The 16,577-nt window shown below is 75.2% G+C and carries 14 protein-coding genes; 7 read left to right on the forward strand and 7 right to left on the reverse strand.

Features of this window, described 5'->3' with window-relative positions:
- Window positions 1-217: 217 nt before the first annotated feature.
- On the reverse strand, window positions 218-1,864 hold the full coding sequence (locus ACSU53_RS22055) for an alkaline phosphatase D family protein (protein ID WP_437030251.1): 1,647 nt from the start codon (window positions 1,862-1,864) through the stop codon (window positions 218-220).
- A gap of 68 nt (window positions 1,865-1,932) precedes the next feature.
- Window positions 1,933-2,577, reverse strand: a complete 645-nt coding sequence (locus ACSU53_RS22060) for an HNH endonuclease family protein (protein ID WP_437030252.1) — start codon at window positions 2,575-2,577, stop codon at window positions 1,933-1,935.
- A gap of 597 nt (window positions 2,578-3,174) precedes the next feature.
- On the opposite strand from ACSU53_RS22060, the gene ACSU53_RS22065 reads away from it, so the two are divergent.
- Entirely contained in the window at window positions 3,175-3,756 is a 582-nt protein-coding gene (locus ACSU53_RS22065; RefSeq protein ID WP_437030254.1) for a TMEM165/GDT1 family protein, read from the forward strand.
- Between the two features lie 308 nt (window positions 3,757-4,064).
- Window positions 4,065-4,751: an HAD-IA family hydrolase gene (locus tag ACSU53_RS22070; RefSeq protein ID WP_437030256.1), complete on the forward strand. Its 687-nt coding sequence runs from the start codon at window positions 4,065-4,067 to the stop codon at window positions 4,749-4,751.
- Between the two features lie 140 nt (window positions 4,752-4,891).
- On the opposite strand, the gene ACSU53_RS22075 is transcribed toward ACSU53_RS22070, so the two are convergent.
- Window positions 4,892-6,358 (reverse strand): peptidoglycan-binding domain-containing protein, encoded by a 1,467-nt coding sequence (locus ACSU53_RS22075; protein ID WP_437030258.1) that lies wholly within the window; start codon window positions 6,356-6,358, stop codon window positions 4,892-4,894.
- Window positions 6,359-6,518: 160 nt separating this feature from the next.
- On the opposite strand from ACSU53_RS22075, the gene ACSU53_RS22080 reads away from it, so the two are divergent.
- Window positions 6,519-8,711, forward strand: coding sequence for a DHA2 family efflux MFS transporter permease subunit (locus ACSU53_RS22080; RefSeq protein WP_437033336.1), 2,193 nt, complete (start codon window positions 6,519-6,521; stop codon window positions 8,709-8,711).
- A 91-nt stretch (window positions 8,712-8,802) separates the two neighbouring features.
- Here ACSU53_RS22080 and ACSU53_RS22085 read toward each other — a convergent pair whose 3' ends face one another.
- The gene (locus ACSU53_RS22085) at window positions 8,803-9,297 is read right to left on the reverse strand and encodes a GNAT family N-acetyltransferase (RefSeq protein ID WP_437030259.1); all 495 of its coding nucleotides are present in this window, start codon (window positions 9,295-9,297) and stop codon (window positions 8,803-8,805) included.
- A gap of 169 nt (window positions 9,298-9,466) precedes the next feature.
- Between ACSU53_RS22085 and ACSU53_RS22090 the strand changes: the two genes are divergently transcribed.
- Window positions 9,467-10,138 carry a hypothetical protein gene (locus ACSU53_RS22090; protein ID WP_437030260.1) on the forward strand — a complete coding sequence of 224 codons (672 nt, stop codon included), beginning with the start codon at window positions 9,467-9,469 and terminating at the stop codon, window positions 10,136-10,138.
- Window positions 10,139-10,141: 3 nt separating this feature from the next.
- Window positions 10,142-10,783 carry a hypothetical protein gene (locus tag ACSU53_RS22095; protein ID WP_437030262.1) on the forward strand — a complete coding sequence of 214 codons (642 nt, stop codon included), beginning with the start codon at window positions 10,142-10,144 and terminating at the stop codon, window positions 10,781-10,783.
- 17 nt (window positions 10,784-10,800) lie between these two features.
- Here the strand turns inward: ACSU53_RS22095 and ACSU53_RS22100 are convergent, their stop codons facing one another.
- Window positions 10,801-11,223, reverse strand: coding sequence for a DUF1992 domain-containing protein (locus ACSU53_RS22100; protein ID WP_437030264.1), 423 nt, complete (start codon window positions 11,221-11,223; stop codon window positions 10,801-10,803).
- 143 nt (window positions 11,224-11,366) lie between these two features.
- Here ACSU53_RS22100 and ACSU53_RS22105 point away from each other — a divergent pair, with 143 nt between their 5' ends.
- On the forward strand, window positions 11,367-11,759 hold the full coding sequence (locus tag ACSU53_RS22105) for a hypothetical protein (RefSeq protein ID WP_437030265.1): 393 nt from the start codon (window positions 11,367-11,369) through the stop codon (window positions 11,757-11,759).
- 58 nt (window positions 11,760-11,817) lie between these two features.
- On the opposite strand, the gene ACSU53_RS22110 is transcribed toward ACSU53_RS22105, so the two are convergent.
- Window positions 11,818-12,495: an O-methyltransferase gene (locus tag ACSU53_RS22110; protein ID WP_437030267.1), complete on the reverse strand. Its 678-nt coding sequence runs from the start codon at window positions 12,493-12,495 to the stop codon at window positions 11,818-11,820.
- A 348-nt stretch (window positions 12,496-12,843) separates the two neighbouring features.
- On the opposite strand from ACSU53_RS22110, the gene ACSU53_RS22115 reads away from it, so the two are divergent.
- A complete protein-coding gene (locus ACSU53_RS22115; RefSeq protein WP_437030269.1) occupies window positions 12,844-14,895 on the forward strand; it encodes a bifunctional glycosyltransferase 87/phosphatase PAP2 family protein in 2,052 nt (683 codons plus the stop codon).
- Here ACSU53_RS22115 and ACSU53_RS22120 read toward each other — a convergent pair.
- Complete coding sequence (locus ACSU53_RS22120) at window positions 14,846-16,486, reverse strand: hypothetical protein (protein ID WP_437030271.1); 1,641 nt, start codon at window positions 16,484-16,486, stop codon at window positions 14,846-14,848. The genes ACSU53_RS22115 and ACSU53_RS22120 overlap by 50 nt on opposite strands.
- Window positions 16,487-16,577 lie beyond the last annotated feature (91 nt).

Genomic DNA, 16,577 nt, shown 5'->3' on the forward strand with positions numbered 1-16,577 from the left:
TCCGCATCGCCGGGGCGCCCGCAGGCGATGCGGTGGGGGACGGCGGCAGGCCGGGGTGACCGGGTGCGGCCCCCGAGGGCGGCCGTGGGGACGTGCCCCGGTGGGCGGTGAGGCCGACGGCCGGGCGGTCGCGGTCCGACGGCGCCGGGCGGTCGCGGTCCGGTACCGGCCCCGGCGGCCCCGGCGGCCCCGGCGGCCCCGGCGGCCCCGGCGGCTCTCAGCGGGTGAGGTCCGTCTCCATGATCGTTGCGAGGCGCGCCCCGGACTCCTCCGTGCGGGCGTGCTCCAGGCGCAGGGTGGCCGCGCGGCCCCGCGCCGTCAGGGTCATCAGCTGGTTGCCGAACCAGGGGCCGCCCGTCCGGCGCCAGGACACCGGCGGGCGCCCGCAGCCGCCGTGGCGGGCGAAGGCGCGGCCCAGCAGCCGGGCGAGGCCGCTCCAGCCGAAGCGGAAGCCGAGCTTGATCGTCATCGGGACGGAGTTGTGCACCGGGGAACAGGTCAGCTGCACCACGCGTGCGTCCGGGCCGCGCCGCCCGCGCCAGGCGGGCTCGGCGACGTAGGCGTGGTGGACGTCCCCGGACAGCACGCACACGGTGGCGGGCGCGTCCGGGCCGCTGCCCGCCTCCGCGACCAGCTCGCCCAGCCCGGCGAAGGAGTCCGGGAAGGCCGCCCAGTGCTCCAGGTCCGCCGCCCGCCGCAGCTTCTCCCCGAACCGCGCCCAGCGCGGCCCCTTGTCGCCCCGGCACAGCACGGAGCTCCACGCCTCGACGTCGTGCACCAGGTGCGGCAGCAGCCAGGGCAGGGACGTGCCGATGAGGAGGTGGTCGCAGGAGGCGCGGTCGTCCAGGGCCTGCTCGCGCAGCCAGGCGGCCTCGCCCGGGTCGAGCATGGACCGCTCGCCCTCGGCGAGGACCCGGGCCGCACGGCTGTCCACCATCAGCAGCCGCACCCGGCCGAGATCGCGCCGGTAGCTCCAGCGGACGGTCGTCGCGTCGGCCTCCGCGTCGGAGGCGAACGCGCGCAGCACGTCGGTGCCGTCCGGCTTCGCCCGGACGGCCGCGTACACCGGGTCGGCGGCCAGCTCGCGCGGGGAGAGGTTGCCCAGGTGCTGGTACACCCAGTACGACATCAGGCCGCTCAGCACCCGTTCCCGCCACCAGGACGTGGCGCGCATGTCCTCGACCCAGGAGGCGGAGGTGTTCCAGTCGTCGATCACGTCGTGGTCGTCGAAGATCATGCAGGTGGGGACGGTGGACAGCAGCCAGCGCACCTTCGGGTCGAGCCAGCTCTCGTAGTACAGGCGGGTGTACTCCTCGTAGTCCGCCACCTGGCTGCCGGGAGGGTCCCGCAGGTCGCGGCGGGCGGCCAGCCAGGCGCGGGTGGCCTCGGAGGTCTCGTCGGCGTACACCTGGTCGCCCAGCAGGAGCAGCACGTCCGGCCGTTCGCCTCCCGGGTCGGCCGCGATGCGGGCGGCGAGGGCGTCCAGCGCGTCCGGGCCGACGGGGTCGGGCTCACCCGTGGGCGGGGACGCCCAGCGGCAGGAGCCGAAGGCGATGCGCGTGTCGTCGGCCCGCCCGGGGGTGGCGATGACCGACGGCGGGAGACCGGGGAACGGGTCGTCGGGCAGCGGCCAGACGCGGGTGCCGTCGAGGTGCACCTCGTACGGCACGGCCGTGCCCGGGGTCAGGCCCGTCACCTCGACGAGCACGTAGTGGTGGCCGGCGATCTGGAAGGTGTCCGCCCGGCCGCCGGACCCGTCCGCGCAGCGTACGTCGACCGTGCCCGGGCGGCTCGTCTCGGCCCAGACGGTCGCGGACGAGCCGTCGACGTGCCGCAGCAGCGGTCCGAGTCGCAGTCCGGCCATGTGAAGACCCCTTCCTCCGTCGCCCCGTACGGTACGCAGCGACGGAGGCCGGCGGGAGAACGCTGCGGTCAGCAGTTCGCCAGGTGGCTCTGCAGAGCCGACTTCTCGGCCGAGTCGACCGAGAGGCCGTAGTAGTACTTCACGTGTACCCAGGCACGCGCGTACGTGCAGCGGTAGGCGGTGCGGGAGGGCATCCAGGCCGCAGGGTCCTTGTCGCCCTTGGACTGGTTGACGTTGTCCGTGACCGCGATCAGCTGCGGGCGGGTGAGGTCGTTGGCGAAGGACTGGCGCCGGGAGGTGGTCCACGCGTCGGCGCCGGAGTCCCACGCCTCGGCCAGCGGCACCACGTGGTCGATGTCGACGTCGGAGGCGGCGGACCAGGTCGCGCCGTCGTAGGGGGAGTACCAGCTGCCGCTGGTCGCGGCGCAGGAGGAGTTGGTGACGACGTTGGTGCCGTCGCGCTTGAGGACGGTCTCGCGGGTGTTGCAGGTGCCGCTGACCGTGCTCCAGTGCGGGAACAGGTCGCGGTGGTAGCCGGTGCGGTCCTCGGCGCGGACCGGGAGCGAGGCGAGGTAGCTGCGGGCGGTGGCGGCGCTGACCGGGGTGGGGAGCGCCGCGGAGGCGGCCGGGCCGTTGAACAGCCCGGCGGAGGCTATGAGTCCGGTGAGCGCCGCGACGATGCCGAGCCGTCGACGCGCGTAGACCTTGGGCATGCGAACTCCCTTGTGGGATGCGGGCGTTGGAGACGAGCAGGGGAATGCTCGCCACGCCGGGTTGCGGGGAGGGGTGGGCCCGGTGAGAAGCTAATGACGCGCCCATGACATGTCTATGGTTGAGACGTGAATCTTCCGCGGGGATGTCCGCGGGGATGTCCCGGCGGCCGGCTGCGGGGGATGTCCGCGGGGACGTTGCCGGGGAGGCTCCGCACGGAGTCCGGGAGGGCCGGGGAAGGCTGGGGAGGGCTGGGAAGGGCTCGGCTGTGAGGACCGGCCGAGGCCCTGCGCCGACGCCCGGGAGGGTGCGGACGGGGCGGGCCGGGAGGGCCCGGCGGGTCCGGCCGGAGGGTGGCGTACCCTGGAGGGCGCAGAAGGGGAGTAGCCCTACGCCGGACCGTCGACATACTGCTCAGCCCGCTGAGCCGGCGCCCGGAGGCCGACCACCGCGAGACCGCGTGGGTGGGCCGGCGAGACCTTCGGCATGCAGTGCACACCCGTGCCGCACGGTACGGGTGCCGTGCGCACTGCCGTGCCGAGGTGTCGCGGAATCGCACAGCACTCTCGGTGGGGCAGTCCCGACCGATTGAGGAACCGTTGATCAGCCTGACCGTGACGGCCGTCGTCTTCGGCGTCGTCTTTCTCGCCGAGCTGCCCGACAAGACGGCGCTCGCCGGACTCGTCCTCGGCACCCGCTACCGCGCCTCGTACGTGTTCGCCGGCGTCGCCGCCGCGTTCGCCCTGCACGTGGCGCTCGCGGTGGCCGCCGGCAGCGTGCTCACGCTGCTGCCGCAGCAGCTCGTGCAGGTGATCACGGGCCTGCTCTTCCTGGGCGGCGCCGCCGTGCTGACGTTCCGCAAGGACGAGGACGAGGAGGAGATCCGCAAGCCGGAGAACCAGTCCTTCTGGAAGGTCTCCGGGGCGGGCTTCATGCTGATCCTGGTCGCCGAGTTCGGTGACCTCACCCAGATCATGACCGCCAACCTCGCCGCCCGCTACGACGACCCGCTCTCCGTCGGCCTGGGCGCGGTGCTGGCCCTGTGGTCGGTGGCCGGGCTGGGCATCGTCGGCGGCAAGGCCCTGATGAAGAGGGTGCCGCTGCGGCTGATCACGCGGATCGCGGCCCTGCTGATGCTGGGCCTCGGCCTGTGGAGCCTGTGGGAGGCGGCGACGGCGTGACGTGTGCCGGCCCTCGCGGGCGGCCACGAGGGCGCGGGGCGGTCGCCGTGGGCCGGACGCCGTGGCGCACGGGTCCGCCTCCGCGCCATCCCGGGGTGGCCGGGTGGTCCCGGGGCGAACGTCCGGCGAACGGAGGGTGAAGCCGGTGGGGATCGGTGGCAGGTCCAGGGATTATTTTGTACCGTGGATGAACAAAGTGGCTCCCGCCCGTTTTCCCTGACCGGCGGGCGGGGCCGCCTTGTCCCCAGCCCCCGCCGGGGCCCGGTCCGATCCGTCCGGAGTCCGGCCCGTGTCTTCTGGAGCTGCCGATGACGGCCCCCCTCGTGCTCACCGCCCGTGCCCTGCTGCTCGACATGGACGGCACCCTGGTCAACTCCGACGCCTCCGTGGAGCGCGTCTGGCGGCGCTGGGCGGCGCGGCACGGGCTGGACGGGGACGAGGTCCTGAAGGTCGTCCACGGCCGCCAGGGCTACGCGTCCATGGCGCTGCTCCTCCCGGACCGGCCCATGGAGCAGAACCACGCCGACAACGCGCGCATGCTCGCCGAGGAGACCGCCGACACCGAGGGCGTCGTCGAGGTGCCGGGAGCGGCCGCCTTCCTCGCCTCGCTCGCCGGTCTGCCGCACGCCCTGGTGACCTCGGCCGACGTGGCCCTGTCGACCGCCCGGATGGCCGCCGCCGGGCTGGCCCTGCCCGACGTGCGGGTGACGGCGGAGTCCGTGGGCGCGAGCAAACCGCACCCCGAGGGCTTCCTCAAGGGGGCCGCCGAACTCGGGGTCGACCCCGCCGACTGTGTCGTCTTCGAGGACTCCGCCGCCGGGATCGCCGCGGGCCGTGCCGCCGGGATGCGGGTGGTGGGCGTCGGCCCCCGGGCGCCCTTCCTCGACCCGGACGTCGCGGTGCGCGACCTGACCGGGGTGCGGGTCGCGCCGGCTCCCGACGGCACGCTCCGGCTGACCGTCACCGACGCGGGACCCGCACACACCGGGCGCTGACTCCGTCGGGCGGGGTGCTGACCCCGTCGGGCCGGGCGCTGACCTCGCCGGGCCGGGCGCCGGGCGGGCCTCCGGGGCCGTTCGGGGGCGCGACGCCCCCGCCTCGGGCCGGCCGCCCCCGCCGGGCGCGGCCGGACGGGCTACGGCTGCCGAGTCTCCGACTCCAGCCGGCTCCGGGTCTGCGGGCCGTAGGTGCCCATCTCCCCGCGGAGGCCGCGGGCCCACTGGTAGGTGCGCAGGGCGTCCTCGACGCGCCGGTTGAACTGCCCGTGGATGTCGTCGTTGTACAGGAACAGCTGACGCAGCCTCAGCTGCAGTTCGACCACCTCGGGACCCCGGTCGCCGCGTCGCAGCACCGGACCGGCGGCGCCCTGGCCGCCCCCCTCGGCGTCGTCGTCCCCGGGGGCGGCTTCCGCGGGGGTGGCGGACGTGGCGCTCGCGGACGGTTCCGCCGACGGCGAGGCGCTCGCCGACGCCTCCGCGGACGCCGACTCCGAGGCGGACGGCGAGGCGGACGCGCTCGGGCTCCCCGACGCGGAGGCGGAGGCCGAGGCGGACGTCGGGGCGGCCGGGGACGTACCGGTGGCCGGTGCCGAGGAGGGCGGCGGCGCCGAGGCGTCCGGCACGCTCGCCCGGACGTCGTCCGGCAGCGCGCCGTCCCGCGAGGGCGTCTCGTAGGAGAACAGGCCGCTGGCCCAGCCGGCCGCCCCGATCACCAGGACCACGGCCCCGGCGGCCGAGATCAGCGCCGTCCGGCGGCGCCGGCCCGGCGCGGCGGCGGGGGCGGCTTCCGGCGGGACCCCCGTACCGCCGGACGCCGGTCCGGCGGTACGGGGGTGCTCGAACAGGTGCAGGTCGGTGGCGCTCGGCTCCGACGTGGGCGGGGCGAGGGGCGTGGGGAGCACCGTCGTGGCGTCGGTGGCCGCGAGGGGCGCGGGGAGCACGGTCGTGGCGTCGGCGGCCCCGGCCGGGGGGCCGGACGAACCGGGCTCACCGGACGGACCGGGGGAGCCGGACGGGCCGGACGGCCCCTGCGTCGCCGCCGGACCGTGTCCGTGCGGTTCCGTCGGCCCGGCGCCGGTCGCCCCGGCGGCCCGTGACGTCCGCGCCGCCGGGGTGCCCGGGGCGTCCGGGGCGTCCGGGGTGACGGCGCGCAGGGTCATCGTGGCGTCGGCGTCGGCGTCGGCGTCGGCGTCCGGACGGGGCCGGCCGTCCCGCGGAACGGCGCCGCCGCCCGGCAGGGCGCCCGCCACCGGGCCGTCGGCGCGACCGCCCGCGCGGCCGCCCGCCGGGCCCGCCGCCGGACCGTCGCCCGGAACCCCGGCCGTTGGTTGAACCGGACGTCCCGCAGCACCGTCCTCCGGGCGTCCCGCCGGACCCGCCGCCGGAAGCGCCGGGGCGTCTCCGGGCGGGCGCTCCGCCGGTGCGTCCAGTTCGACGTACGGCCGGATCCGGAGCGGGTCGAAGTCCTCGGCCGCCGCCGCCTCGGCCGTGCGGGCGTCGCGCAGGGCGTCGGAGGCGCGCTCGGTGCAGGTGCAGGAGGGGGTGTTGTCCCGGTTCCTGGGCGTGCCGCATTCAGGGCACGGGGTTCCCGTCGGTCGGTCCACGCGTCAGCCCTCCCCTCACGAACTCCAGAGATTATGCAGATCATCTCCACACCGCGGCCCTCAAGCCCCCGGAATGCAGGCTTCCGGGAGGACTCAACAGGCCATAACGGGTCACACCGATCACGATGGGGGAGGAATACCGGACTCTGTGGAGGGCTTCATGGCCGGGGACGGGCACGGATCGACCCACGACGCGGGCCGCGCGCAGCCCGCACCCGGCGCCGGGCGGCCGTCGGGTGCCACCGCCCGGCCCGTCCCGGCGGGCGCGGCGGGCGCGCCGCACGGCGTCGGCGGGGGCACGGCGCCCCCGGACCCGGACCGGGGGACGGCACCCGCGTCCGGCGGCGAGGCCCCCGGACGGGTGTCCGGCAGCATCGTCCTCCCCATCGGCGCCCTGCTGCTCGGGCTGCTCCTCGCGGCACTCGATCAGACCATCGTCGCCACCGCGCTGCCCACCATCGTCAGCGACCTCGGCGGTCTGGAGCACCTGTCCTGGGTGGTCACCGCCTACCTCCTCGCCTCGACCGCCGCGACCCCGCTGTGGGGCAAACTGGGCGACCAGTACGGGCGCAAGAAGCTGTTCCAGATCGCCATCGTGATCTTCCTGGTGGGGTCCGTGCTGTGCGGCGCGGCCCAGGACATGGCCCAGCTGATCATGTACCGCGCGCTCCAGGGACTCGGCGGCGGCGGACTCATCGTGCTGTCCATGGCGATCGTCGGGGACCTCGTGCCGCCCCGCGAACGCGGGCGCTACCAGGGCCTGTTCGGCGCGGTGTTCGGTACCACCAGCGTCCTCGGGCCGCTGCTCGGCGGGCTGTTCACCGAGCACCTGAGCTGGCGCTGGGTGTTCTACGTCAACCTGCCCGTCGGGGTCGTCGCGCTCGCCGTGATCGCGACGGTGCTGCACCTGCCGCGCGCCTCCTCCCGGCACGTCATCGACTACCTCGGCACCTTCCTGATCGCCTCCGTCGCCACCTGTCTCGTCCTGGTGGCCTCCCTCGGCGGGACCACCTGGGCCTGGGGGTCACCGCAGATCATCGGCCTGGCCCTGCTGGGAGCCGGCCTCGCCGTCGCCTTCGTGGCCGTGGAACGCCGGGCCGCCGAGCCGGTGATTCCGATGAAGCTGTTCGGCATCCGCACCTTCACCCTCGCCGCCGTGATCAGCTTCATCATCGGCTTCGCCATGTTCGGCGCGATGACCTACCTGCCGACGTTCCTCCAGGTGGTCAAGGGCGTCAGTCCGACCACCTCCGGTGTGTACATGCTGCCGATGGTGGCCGGCATGCTGCTGGCCTCGACCGGCTCCGGCCAGATCGTCAGCCGCACCGGCCGCTGGAAGGTGTTCCCGCTCGCCGGCACCGCCGTCACCACGCTCGGACTGGTCCTGCTCCACCAGCTCCACCCGGGCAGCAGCACCGCCGTGATGAGCACCTTCTTCTTCGTCTTCGGCCTCGGCCTCGGCCTGGTGATGCAGGTCCTGGTGCTGATCGTGCAGAACGCCGTCTCCTACCAGGACCTCGGTGTCGCCACCTCCGGGGCGACCTTCTTCCGGTCCATCGGCGCCTCCTTCGGGGTCGCCATCTTCGGCACGATCTTCGCCGGCCGGCTCGACGACAAGCTGCTCGACGCCTTCCGCGGCACCCCGCTGCCGCCCGGCGCGTCGGTGGAGGCCCTGGAGGCCGACCCGCGCGGCATCGCCGCCCTGCCGGCCGCGCTGCGCCCGGCGGCCGTCGACGCCTACAGCACCGCCATCACCGACGTCTTCCTGTACGCCGCCCCGGTCGCCTTCGTCGGCTTCGTCCTCGCCTGGTTCCTCAAGGAGGACAGGCTGCGCGGCTCGGTCACCGCCCCCGACGGCACCGAGACCCTGGCCAGCAACCCCGTGCACCGCTCGTCGTACGACGAGGTGTACCGCGCGCTGTCCCTGCTCGGCACCCGCGAGGGGCGGCGCGAGATCTACCGCACCATCACCGATCGCGCGGGCTACGACCTGCTGCCCGCGGCGAGTTGGCTGCTGCTGCGGATCCGGCGGCACGGCGAGGTGGAGCCGGCCCTGCTCGCCGAACGCAGCCCGGTCCCGCTGGACGTGGTCATCGAGGCCGCCCGCCAGGTGGAGGTACGGCGCCTCGCCGTCCGCCGGGGGCTCGGCCTCGTCCTCACCGACGAGGGCCGGCAGGCCGCCGAACGGCTGGCACGGGCCCGCGAGGAGTCCCTCGCCGAACTCCTCGGCGACTGGTGGGGACCGGACCGCCCCACCGACCTGGTCCACCTGGTCCACGAACTCACCGACGAGCTCTGCGGCTCCAGCAGCGAACGCCCGCACGACGAACGGGCGGTGACCCGGACGCCGTGAAGCGGCGGGGGGAGCGGGGCGCGGCGGACGCCAGAAGACGGCGCGGGGCGGGGACTCCGTGAAACGGGCGTGAGCCGGGGCGTCCGGCCGGTCAGCCCAGCGTCTTCGCGAACCAGTGCTCGGCCGTCGGCACCGCGTTGTGCGGTGCGGTCTCGGCGTACCCGAGACGGGCGTACAGGGTCCGGGCCTCGACGAGGTCGGTCCGGGTGTCGAGCACCATCCGGGTCGCCCCCGCCGCCCGGGCCGCCTCCTCCACCGCCCGGACGAGCAGCGCGGCGCCACCGGTGCCGCGCCGGTGCGCGTGCACGAACACCCGCGTCATCTCGGCGGTGGTGCCGTTCCCGAGCAGACGGAAGCCCGCCGTGCCGGCCGCCTCGCCCGCGTACCGGCCGACGAGCAGCCGCCCGGTCGGCGGGGCGAGGTCGCTGCCCGTAACGGCGGCGATCTCGCGCTCCCGTTCCTCCGGCGCGGTGCGGCGCCCCTCGTGCAGCAGGTACCAACGGTCGCTGACCTCGGTGTAGTACGCCCGCCAGAGGACCAGCGCGTCGGCGAAGTCGTACGGTTCGGGGGCCGCCGTCCAGTTCATGCACGTATCGTGCGGGGGGCGCGCGCCGGTCCGCAATCGTCCATAGGGGACGTGTCCTCCCGCTCCCGGGATGCGAACCGGCCCGGTTTGTGGCAGGGGCTTCGGGACACCCGGAAAACTGAACCGGCTCGCGAGGAGTGCCGGTTGGACCGGAACCCGGAAGGCATTCATGTCCACTGGCCTGATCATTGCGTTGATCGTGATTGTTGCGGTCGTCGCCGTCGCCGCGGCCCTGCTGATGCAGCGCACCCGCGGTCCCCGGCACGGTGTCGGCCTGAAGCGGCGCTTCGGCCCCGAGTACGACCGGGCGGTGGCCCGGCACGACGGGGACACGAAGGCGGCCGAACGGGAACTGGCCGCGCGCGTGGAGCGCCACGGCGACCTGCGGGCACGGCCGTTGGAGCCCGCCGAGCGGGAACACTACGAGGCGCGCTGGACGGCCGCGCAGGAGCGGTTCGTCGACTCGCCGGGTGACGCGGTGGCCGAGGCGGACCGGCTGCTCGCCGAAGTCGCCGGAGCCCGGGGCTTCCCGGACGGCGGCCAGTACGAGGAGCAGCTCGCCGCACTGTCCGTGCACCACGCCCACCACGTCGAGGGCTACCGGCGCGTGCACCGGGTGGCGCAGGCCCGCGTCAACGGCGCCCACGAGGGCGGCGCCGGCACCGAGGAGCTGCGCGAGGCCATGGTCGACGCCCGCGCCCTGTTCGAGGAACTGGTGCACACGTCCGGCCACGACGGCGGACGCCACCGCGCCGCCCACGACGGCGGACACCGGACCCCGGCCGCACGCGGCTCCCGGATGCCGTCCCTGCTGCACCGCCGCCAGGCGAAGGAGAGCTGATCCATGTCCGACACGACCCGCCGGCCCCTGACCGGACACCCCGGAACCGGCCACGGCCCCGACGTCCACCGCGATCCCGCCACGGGCCCGACCGGCACCACCGGCACCACCGGCACCACCGGCGTGCACGGCGGCACCCCCGGCCCCCGTGACGACGCGTACGGCCGCACCGACGGCACGGCCGGCCCCGGCCCGACGCCGGGCGACGGGCAGCCGTCCGGCCCGCAGGCGACGACCGGCCGCACGGCCGACCCGACCGCGACGGGCGCGGCCGCCGGAACCGACCCCTTCGGCGACGGCCGCACGGCATCCGCCCCGGGCGCGGGACACCGGCCGGGCCACGACGGTTCCGGCGCAACCCTGCTCCCGCACGGCGAACTCGACGCGCTCACCGCACAGTTGCACCACGCCGTCTCCGGGTTCGTCGACGCCCCGCGGGAAGCCGTCGAGGAGGCCGACCAGGTGCTCCAGGAACTCACCGCCCGCTTCACGGAGGCGGTGACCGAACGGCGGCGCACCCTGCGCCGGTCCTGGCAGACCGCGGAGGGCTCCCCGGAGCCGGCCGCCGCGGCGACCGACACCGAGCAACTGCGGCTCGCCCTGCGGGACTACCGCGAACTGGCGGAGCGGCTGCTGCACGTCTGAGGCGTCCGGGGCGGCTGCTACCCGCCCGCCCCGCCCGCGTCCGCCCGGCGCTCCCGCCACTGCCGTACGACGTCCTCGACGTCGTACGGCTTCCTGCCCAGCGGGGGGCCGGGCGGCGGCTTGTACATCATCTCGCGGATACGGGCGTTGATCTCCGTGAGGATCTTCCGCACGGCCTGTTCCGAGGGGGCCGCGAGGGCCGCCTCCAGGGCGTCCTCCGCCTCCTTGCGCAGGGCCAGCCCCGGCGGCAGGTACGAGATGCCCTCGCGGGCCATCTTCCGCTTCACCCACCACATCTCGTCGTAGGCGGTCTCCACGTCCGGCGGCAGCGGCTTGCCCGCGCCCGGCAGCCGCTCGAACTCCCCCCGGCGCTCGGCGTCCCGGATCTGCTTGTCCACCCAGGTCCCGAAGTCGACGCCCGGTGGCTTCCGCTCGGTCATGAGCCCCATTGTGCCGGACGCCGTGCCGCCGGGCGTTTTATCATGCGGCGGCAGCGAGCCGTTCCGGCCGCCGTACCGGGCCGACTCGGCCACCGGGGGCCGGGACCGTACCGGCCCGCCAGGACTGCTCAGGAGGAGCGCACGTGCTCGAACTCACCATGGCCGCCGTGTCCGCGGCGGAAGAGGGCGCCACGGCCGGGATGCTCATGGCCGACGCGCCCAGCGAGCCGGGCACCGTGCTGCGGGTGGGCCGCGACCGGGCGGTGTGCCGGCTGTCGACGCCGGACGACTGGCTGTTCGTCTCCCGGGTGCACCTGGAGTTCCAGTGCGGGCAGGACGGCGGCTGGCACCTGACCTGGCTGCGCGGATCCCTGCCGGAGCCGTCCTCCGAGGTCCGGATCACCGTCGGGGAGCACGCCCACCCCGTCCCGTACGGCGGCAGCGTCGCGCTGCCGCGGGGCGGGAGCGGCGAGGTCGTCATCCAGGACCGCGCCGCGCCGCGCAGCGTCAACGTGGGCTTCTACCACGAGGTGTGATCACGGGGCCCGCCCGGCCCGCCCGCGCCGGTGCCCGCTCCCCGTCCGCCCCCGTCGCTCACGCCACCACGCGGGCCAGGGCGAAGCCGTCGTAGCCCTTGACGCCGACCGTCTGGATCGCGGTGCCGTCCAGCCGCGGGTGGCCGCCGATGAGGTCGAGGGCCGCGCGGGTGCCGGTCACGTCGGGGGCGTCGTCGTCCGGGTCGGCGACCCGGCCGCCGCGGACCACGTTGTCGATGATGATCAGCGCACCGGCGGTGGTCAGCTTCAGGGCCCCCTCGACGTAGTGCGGGTTGTTGGCCTTGTCGGCGTCGACGAAGACCAGGTCGAACGGCTCCGCGCCCTCCTCGGCCAGCCGGTCCAGCGACTCCCGGGCCGCGCCCACCCGCACCTCCACGCGATCGGCGAGCCCGGCGCGGGCGAGGTTGCGGGTGGCGACCTCGGCGTGGTGCGGGTCGTACTCCAGGGTGATCAGCCGCCCGTCGTCCGGCAGCGCGCGGCCCAGCCAGATGGTGCTGTACCCGCCGAGCGTGCCGATCTCCAGGATGCGGCGGGCGCCCTGCACCCGGGCCAGGAGGTGCAGCAGCTTGCCGTGGGTGGGGGCCACGGCGATCGGGGGGAGCCCGGCCGCCTCGCTGTCGCTCAGAGCGGCCGCCAGGGCGTCGTCGGGGGCGTCGGTGAGGAGCCGGCCGGCGAAGTAGTCGTCCACGTCGTGCCACAGCTGCGCGTCGTTCAAGATCCCGTGCCTTCCGGTCAGATGAGGGCCTGCGCCCACCAGCGATCGCCGAGCAACATACGCCGGGCGCCCCGGGCCCGGCGCGGCTTTTCGCCGTGTCCCGGTGACCGGGTCCGGCCCGCGCCCCGCCGGTGCCGGGGACGGTCCCCTCGCCGCGCGCCCGCGTCGTGGGACCGGGAGGCGGCCCGGCGGTCCGCCGTCTATCGTCTTCCGGACAAAAGCGGAAGAGACGTCAGGTGAACCGGGGGTGCACCGCGTCTCTCTCCGGGGGCGGAGCGAGCCCCGTAGGGTTCGTGGAGGATCCCGCGCGCGGGAGCGCGCGGCGACGGGGCGGGAGGCCGACGAGGCGTGGCGAATGCGGAGCACAGAGGGCGGCCGGCACCTGCGGTGGGCGCGGCCGCCGTCAGCGGGAACCCGGCACGGCTGAACACGCTGCGTCTCGGACTGTGGCTGGTCGCCGCCCTCCTCGCGGCACGCCAGGTCGCCCTCGTCCTGACCTCCCCCCGCGGGGAGCGGCTCACCGACCTGGAGACCTGGCTCGGCCCGGAGGGCGTGCTGCGGGTCGGCGGCTCCCTCTACGACTCCACCAGCTTCACCGGTACCCCCTTCAGCGGTCTCGTCCTCAAGCCCTTCACTCGTTCGGCTGAACAGGCCCTCGGCTGGGGATGGACCTTCGGCACCCTGCTGCTGGTCGTCGCCCTCGGCCTGGTCGCCGTCCGCGCCCTGCCCCAGCCGGTCGGCCGCCGCACCGCCCTGCTGGCCGCGCCCGTCGCCGTCAGCCTGCTGATGCTCTCCCTGCCGGTGCGCAACGCCCTCTGGCTCGGGCAGACCAGCATCCTGCCCGTCCTGCTGGTCCTCCTCGGCTGCTTCGTCGCCCGGGGCTCGCGCACCAGCGGCGTCCTCGTCGGGCTCGCGGCGGCGCTCCAGCCCACCCTGCTGCTGTTCGCCCCGCTGCTGTGGTTCACCGACCGCCGCCGGGCCGCCGCCACCACCGGCCTCACCTTCGCCCTCGGCACCGCCCTGGCGTGGGCCGCGATGCCCGCGGACTCCGCCGCCTACTGGACGCGCCACATCTCCGGCGTCGGCCTCGGCGGCCCCGCCGACGCCCTCGCCAACCAGTCCCTGCACGGCGCCCTGCTCCGCCTCGGGCTGGAGGGCCCGCTGGAGATCGGCCTGTTCCTGCTGATCGGCGCGGCCGTCGTCGTGCTCGGGCTGCGCCGTGCCGTCCACTACGCCCGGGACGGCCAACTGCTCCTGGCGGTCGCCGTCACCGGCTGCGTCGCCATCGTCGTCTCCCCGGCCGCCTGGCAGCACCAGCTGCTGTGGCTGCTGCTCGCCGTCGTCGGCCGGGTCGGCAAGCGCGCCTCGGACCGGCTGCTGTGGCCCGTCGCCGTCGTCCTGGTGATGACCCTGCCGTCCACGATGATCCTGCCGAACCTGGCGGTGCTGCATCCGGTGCGGGACAACATCGTCCTGCTCGCCGCGCTGGCCGCCGCCACCGCGATCCCCTTCCTGTCCCGCACCTCCCGGTACTACGACGAGCCCGTGCCGACCCGGTACGCGCCGCCGGTCCCCACCCGCTTCCGGTTCGTCCCGCTGCTGCCGTTCCTGCGCCGGGTCCTCACCCGCCCCAACCTGCTGCTCGAACTGCTGCTGATCCGCGTCACCTACGCCGCGTACTCCCAGGTGCGGCTGGCCGCGACCGGCGGCAGCAACTCCGCGGGCCGGGCCCGCGCGGAGGAACACGGACAGCAGATCCTCGACCTCGAACGCGTCCTCCACCTGGACATCGAGTACGCCGTCAACCACGCCGTGGTGAAGATCGACTGGCTGCGGCATTTCTTCGACTTCTACTACACGTCGTTCCACTTCGTCGTCCCGCTCACCGTGCTGGGACTGCTGTACTGGCGGCGCCCCGTCGACTACCGCTGGGCCCGCTCCGCCCTCGGGTTCACCACCCTGCTCGCCCTGGTCGGCTTCTGGCTCTACCCGCTGGCCCCGCCCCGCCTGATGCCGGGCCTCGGCATCATCGACACCGTCCACGGCGTGCAGGACTTCAGCAAGCCGGACTACGGCACCCTCACCGCCCTCACCAACCAGTACGCGGCGATGCCTTCCCTGCACTTCGGCTGGTCCCTGTGGTGCGGTGTGGTCGTCGCGGTCATCGCGCCCCGGACCTGGATGAAGCTCGTCGGCCTGCTCCACCCCCTGTTCACCGCCGCCGCGATCGTGGCCACCGGCAACCACTGGATCCTGGACGCGGCCGGCGGCGCGCTGGTCGTCGCCGCGGGCTTCGGCCTGACCCACGTCCTGCAGGGGCCGCGCGCCCGCACGGTCACCGCCGCCGCCGTCAGCAGCGAGCGGCCACCGGTGCCGGAGAAGGACCGTACTCCGAGCTGATCCGGTACTCGCCCGGCGCGGGCACGGTCAGCCGGGTCATGGCGCCCTGCCGGCTCAGGCAGCCGCCGTCGGACCGCAGCCACGGCGAGTACGCCACCCGCACCGTCACCGGACCCGGCCGGGACACCAGGACCACGATCTCCGCGCCCGAGGTGCGCACCACGGAACCCGGGGCGGACACCAGCGGCACCGCGTCCCGCACCCGGAAGATCCGCCAGTGCGCGTCCCGCCAGACCGGCTCCAGCCAGTCGGGACGGTCCTTGCGGATCAGCCGCGCCTCCTGCGCGGCGAACCCGTCGGGCCTGGCCTCGGGCAGCACGACGAAGCCGACCGCCCAGCGGTCCAGCCACTCCCGGTAGGCCGCGGCGGAGAAGGACCCGTCGTAGAACAGACGGCCGCGCTCCACGTCGAGCTGGCGGTTCCAGCCGCGGGCCAGGTGCACGTGCGGGGCGAGCGCGACGGCCTCCCGGTGGTTGCGGGCGGGCACCACCTCGACGCGGGTGCGGTCGGCGCCGAGCCCCTTCAGCGCGCGCACCACTCCCTCCGTGTGCGCCGCCCAGGCCGGGACGGTGGTGGACACCTTCAGGTCGTCGACGGTCTTCTGGCCCGCCCACGCCGTCGCGAACACCAGCACGCCGATCAGCAGTGTCCGCCGCACGGCCCGCAGGCCCGGCCGGGCGAGCAGCGCGCCCAGCAGCACGACGGGGGCCGCGTACTCGGCGAACCGCTCGACGTTGGTGCCGATGGGCGAGGGCACCAGATACACCGCGACGGTCCCGGCGGCGTACACGGCGCCGCTGAAGCGGGCGACCCGCCAGTCGCGCGGGGCGAGCACGGTGACCGCCAGCCCCAGTAGCACCGGCGGCCAGATGCGCCCCGCGGGCATCAACTGCTCGCCGGAGAAGGGGAACAGCGCACTGGTCGTCGCGACGACGGCGGCGGGCGGCAGCAGCAGGGCCACGGCCCGGGCGCGCTGCCGGTCGAGCAGGTACCCGGCCCCGACGACCGCCAGGAACAGCCCGGCCACCGGGGACGCCATGGTGGCGAGGGCGGCGTGCGCACCGGCCAGGACGCACCGGTCGCCGCGGCTGAGCATCACCCACGCGGCCAGCGCGAAGGCGGTCCCGAGGGCGAAGGTGGTCCGCCCGGAGGCCACGTTGCACCACAGGGCGACGGAGGCGAGGAGGGCCGGGAGCAGCGGCTTCGGCAGCCCGGCCCGGACCACGAGGACGGCCGCCAGCCAGGACCCCGCGACGCCCGCCGCCACGGTGACCGTCCGCACCCCGAGGCCGGCCATCAGATACGGCGACAGCAGGCTGTAGTTGGCGGTGTGCATGCCCCCGTACCAGGACAGGTTGTACGCGGAACTCCCGTGCCGGTTCACGAAGGAGGCCCAGGCGTCCTGCGCGGCCAGGTCGCCGCCGCCGGTCGCGAGCAGGAGCACCCACAGGGCGTAGAGGGGGAGCACGGGGAGGGTGGCGAGGAGCGGGACGCGGTGCCGCCGGCCCCAGGAGCGGAGGGGAAGGTTCCGCCGCGGGGCCGGGTCCGCCCGCCAGGGCTGTCGGGGCAGGGTGAGATCGGCGTGGGGCACGTGAAGGAGGACGCGGAACGGGGCGCGGACGTTCAGTGCGCCGCCCGGGCACGGCGGGGCGCTTGGGCCGGACGGGCGCGGCGCGGGTCCC

Origin of the sequence: Streptomyces sp. enrichment culture, assembly GCF_964273255.1 — a bacterium.
Lineage (GTDB): Bacteria > Actinomycetota > Actinomycetes > Streptomycetales > Streptomycetaceae > Streptomyces.

Excerpts from the sequence above, each read along its gene's own strand:
- ACSU53_RS22070 (WP_437030256.1), top strand. The coding sequence starts at position 4,065 with ATGACGGCCCCCCTCGTGCTCACCGCCCGTGCCCTGCTGCTCGACATG.
- ACSU53_RS22080 (WP_437033336.1), top strand. The coding sequence starts at position 6,519 with ATGGCCGGGGACGGGCACGGATCGACCCACGACGCGGGCCGCGCGCAG.
- ACSU53_RS22055 (WP_437030251.1), bottom strand. The coding sequence starts at position 1,864 with ATGGCCGGACTGCGACTCGGACCGCTGCTGCGGCACGTCGACGGCTCG.
- ACSU53_RS22095 (WP_437030262.1), top strand. The coding sequence starts at position 10,142 with ATGTCCGACACGACCCGCCGGCCCCTGACCGGACACCCCGGAACCGGC.
- ACSU53_RS22085 (WP_437030259.1), bottom strand. The coding sequence starts at position 9,297 with ATGAACTGGACGGCGGCCCCCGAACCGTACGACTTCGCCGACGCGCTG.
- ACSU53_RS22060 (WP_437030252.1), bottom strand. The coding sequence starts at position 2,577 with ATGCCCAAGGTCTACGCGCGTCGACGGCTCGGCATCGTCGCGGCGCTC.
- ACSU53_RS22090 (WP_437030260.1), top strand. The coding sequence starts at position 9,467 with ATGTCCACTGGCCTGATCATTGCGTTGATCGTGATTGTTGCGGTCGTC.
- ACSU53_RS22100 (WP_437030264.1), bottom strand. The coding sequence starts at position 11,223 with ATGACCGAGCGGAAGCCACCGGGCGTCGACTTCGGGACCTGGGTGGAC.